This is a genomic window from Latilactobacillus fuchuensis, assembly GCF_900258455.1.
Lineage (GTDB): Bacteria > Bacillota > Bacilli > Lactobacillales > Lactobacillaceae > Latilactobacillus > Latilactobacillus fuchuensis.
Genome location: NZ_LT984417.1, coordinates 717,434 through 721,113 on the forward strand (window position 1 = coordinate 717,434; position 3,680 = coordinate 721,113).

The window sequence follows — 3,680 nt, forward strand, 5'->3', positions numbered from 1 at the left end:
CACGAAGACATCGTTAAGATGTTTATTTTTTTGCGAAAAGACAAAAAAGGTGTCGGTAGAATATTTCTACCAACACCAGAAAGTATAGACCCATTTAATTTTGGAATAGGACACAAACACCTTCAGGAGTGCTCAGGTCTTTTTCACAAAGCGTTAATAAACCAGTTTGAGCATCTCGTTGGTAAAGGGTACCATTGTCACTGTTCTGATTAACGGCTAATAGGAGCGATTGATCCGCATTGAGATTGAAATCGCGGGGGAAATCCCCTTCAGTTGAAATGTGTTGAATCACTTTTAAGGTTTGACCAGCCGATTCAATAGCATAGACGACGATTGAATTATGACCGCGGTTGGAAGCGTATAGGAAACGACCATCTGCGGAGATCCGAATGGCGGCGCCCCCGTTAGCTGCGTGCCAATCGCTAGGTAACATGGCATAAGTGTCACGCGCGGTGAAGGTCCCGGTTGAAGCTTGATAATCAAGCACCGTGATTTCACTGGCTAATTCGCCAAGTAAATAGGCAATTGGTTGCGTTGGATGGAAAACAAGATGACGCGTGCCAAAACCAGGGGCACTATGATAAGTCGCCACTTTGGTTAATTGACCAGCAGCATCGACATCGTAAGTCACCAGTTGATCGATGCCTAAATCACAAACGACCAAGCGACCATCTGGTGTTAAATCGGTATAGTGAACGTGCGCACTCGTTTGTTCTGGTTTGGGACCATGACCGGTATGGGTCGTCGTACTAGCAAGCTTTAATTGACCGTCTGCTAGTATTTGATAAACTAGGATTTGGCCTTTATGATAATTAGCGGCATAGACTAATTGACGGTCTTCATCAATGGCCACGTATGCGGGTGGTGCACCGGCTGCTAAGATGACGTTCAAACGATTGGGTGTCGGTGTTGTTAAATCAAAGGCGGCAATTCCGCCTTGATTGCCTTCTTTAATCACCGTATAAAGGATATTGCGTTTTGAAATCGCTAAGTAAGTTGGATTTTCAATATTAATCAATGGTTGAATGTTGCTGATTGCATGGGCAGTTTGATCTAAAATACCTTGATAGATACCCTTGCCAATTCGACGGGTGTAACCCCCGATAAGTACTTTTTCTGTCATTATTAGACCCCTTTCATCAATTACTATCTGAGTATAGCATATTCATGCGAAAACGGTTTAATTTATTGATAGGATTAATTAGCAAAAGCTGAGTCTGATGTAGGAATATGCTACAATAACAATATATTAAGTGAAAGAGGCGCCATTATGAAAATTCAAGCAGAAATTAAAGCCATCGGGGCTAATGCCATTGATTCCACAGAACCAATGGTGATTCTATTTAATGAACAGGCGACACCCGCACTTAAAGAAATTGCTTTAATTCAGCAGTTCGCAGACTTGCATCCGGTGTTTAACTTAACCACTGGCGCAACCGTGACGATTGATCAACACGTCTATCAGGCGACTTACGTTGGGGCATTGACCAATGAAAATCTGAATACTATCGGGCACGTCACTTTGGTTTTTGATCAAGTCCCAGACGGTGATCGATTGCAGGGCGGCCTCTATTTAGCACCTATGACATCCGAAACACCAAAGATGCCCACTTTTAAAGTGGGCACGCAATTGAGTTATCAAATTAATGAATAGGAATTAGGTGTGATTGATGGCACAGAGAGAATTAAACGAAACGAAACAGTCGTGGTTTTTTAAATGGTTTTTAAATAAGAAGTTGCCAGTTGTTTTGTTAAATGTTTTATTGACGCTACTGATAATATTATTGATGACCAAATTAGCGTGGCTATTGCAACCGATTCAATCATTGTTAACGATTATCGGGTTACCCGTGATTATTGCGGCGGTCTTGTATTATTTAACCAATCCGCTGATCGATTGGTTGGAAAATAAATGGCATTTAAATCGCGTGTTAGCCATCACGATACTATTCATTGCGATTATTGGTTTGATTGCCTGGGGGATTGCGACTTTAATTCCGGTGATTCAATCGCAAACAACCAGTTTGATTAAATATTGGCCGGATTATTGGCAGAATATTCAGAAACAGACGATGCAATGGTTTAACGATCCTAGTTTTAAATCGATTCAAAAACAGTTAAATGACATTAATACTGATGTTTTAGGCAGTTTGTCGGATAAATTGAATAAGATGGTCAGTTCAACGGTCAGCCATATCGGGACGGCAGTTGGCGTAGTCACCAACATCGTGATTGCGATTGTCACGATGCCGTTTATTCTTTTTTTCATGTTAAAAGACGGGCACCGATTAAAAGCGTACTTAATGCACTTCTTCCCGAATCGAGTCCGTGCAACGACCGGCCAAGTGTTGCATGAAATCAATGGTCAAGTCAGTCAGTATATTCGTGGGCAATTGACGGTCGCCTTTTGGGTGGCCATCATGTTTACGGCGGGCTATTGGATTGTTGGGATGAAATACGCGTTAACGCTTGGTATTTTAGCTGGGATTTTAAATTTGATTCCTTATCTAGGCTCATTTTTAGCGATGGTCCCGTCCGTGATTATTGCCTTGTTTATTTCACCGTTGATGTTAGTCAAAGTTTTAATCGTCTTTGCGATTGAACAGACATTGGAAGGCCGCTTGGTTTCGCCTTTGGTACTTGGCAGCAAGATGGCAATGTATCCGGTCACGACGATTATTGTATTGTTAGCATCGGGTAAGTTATTCGGTTTAGCCGGGGTTATTTTAGGCATTCCAGTCTATGCGATTATTAAAATTTTAGTCAGTCATTTATTCGACTGGTTTAGAACCGTTTCAGGATTATATAATGATTAATCAAAAAAATAGCTTGAACCCGTGATGGGGTCCAAGCTATTTTTTATTGCGCTAATTGTTCTGTTTGGCTAAAGGTTAATTTCATGTAGTGGTGCGGAATATTGGCTTCCATTTCGCCTTCGCTGATGACCGTGAAGCCCAGTTTTTCATAAAAACCGATGGCGTGGTCTTGCGCGAATAACAGGATATAAGGGGTATTCGTCCGTTTGGCGTCTTCGATAATGGCTTCAATCAGTTGAAAACCTAATCCTTGGCCACGGAAGGCTTTAATGGTGGCAACACGTTGAATTCTAAAACCACCATCTTTTAAGACGTGGACCCGAGCCGTAACGGCGGGGTCTTGTTCGAGGTAACCTACATAGTGAATTGTGTGATCTTCGTGTGCATCAATTTCTTGGGTTTCCGGCATATTTTGTTCTCGGACAAATACCGTTCTCCTAATGTAAGTCGCATCACGGAAGATAACACTGTTATCGCCAAGTGTATGTTTAATTTCCATTTGTTTCACACTCTTTTCTGATCAATGTAGACGCCAAATATCGACGACACGGGTCATTATACCGTTATTTAATTATCGTTTCAATAGTTTACAAAAAGTTTTTAGGTACCTAACTAATTATAATATTGGTTTCAAGGCGATTAAGGTCAAACAAAAAGGGGATGTGATATAAGTCTTAGTATTTTGATATTAAACTAAGGAGTTTCTTTGACGCGCGCCAGAACTCATCAATTTCCGTTCAAATCAAAAAATGTGGTTATCCTTAGTTTGAACTGAACCCCAATCGTTGGAGAAATCCAATGATTGGGGTTTTATTATGTTCTCAAAAGAAATTAAACTGAAGGCAGTCAATGAATTACTGCGGG

The 3,680-nt window shown here is 41.1% G+C and carries 4 protein-coding genes; 2 read left to right on the forward strand and 2 right to left on the reverse strand.

The window, feature by feature from the left end:
- Window positions 1-94 precede the first annotated feature (94 nt).
- Window positions 95-1,123, reverse strand: a complete 1,029-nt coding sequence (locus tag LFUMFP_RS03330) for a lactonase family protein (protein ID WP_106483066.1) — start codon at window positions 1,121-1,123, stop codon at window positions 95-97.
- Window positions 1,124-1,270: 147 nt separating this feature from the next.
- Here LFUMFP_RS03330 and LFUMFP_RS03335 point away from each other — a divergent pair, with 147 nt between their 5' ends.
- Window positions 1,271-1,654, forward strand: a complete 384-nt coding sequence (locus LFUMFP_RS03335; protein WP_106483067.1) for a PTS glucitol/sorbitol transporter subunit IIA — start codon at window positions 1,271-1,273, stop codon at window positions 1,652-1,654.
- A gap of 16 nt (window positions 1,655-1,670) precedes the next feature.
- On the forward strand, window positions 1,671-2,816 hold the full coding sequence (locus LFUMFP_RS03340; protein WP_025083839.1) for an AI-2E family transporter: 1,146 nt from the start codon (window positions 1,671-1,673) through the stop codon (window positions 2,814-2,816).
- A gap of 43 nt (window positions 2,817-2,859) precedes the next feature.
- On the opposite strand, the gene LFUMFP_RS03345 is transcribed toward LFUMFP_RS03340, so the two are convergent.
- Complete coding sequence (locus LFUMFP_RS03345; RefSeq protein ID WP_025083838.1) at window positions 2,860-3,315, reverse strand: GNAT family N-acetyltransferase; 456 nt, start codon at window positions 3,313-3,315, stop codon at window positions 2,860-2,862.
- Window positions 3,316-3,680: the final 365 nt, after the last annotated feature.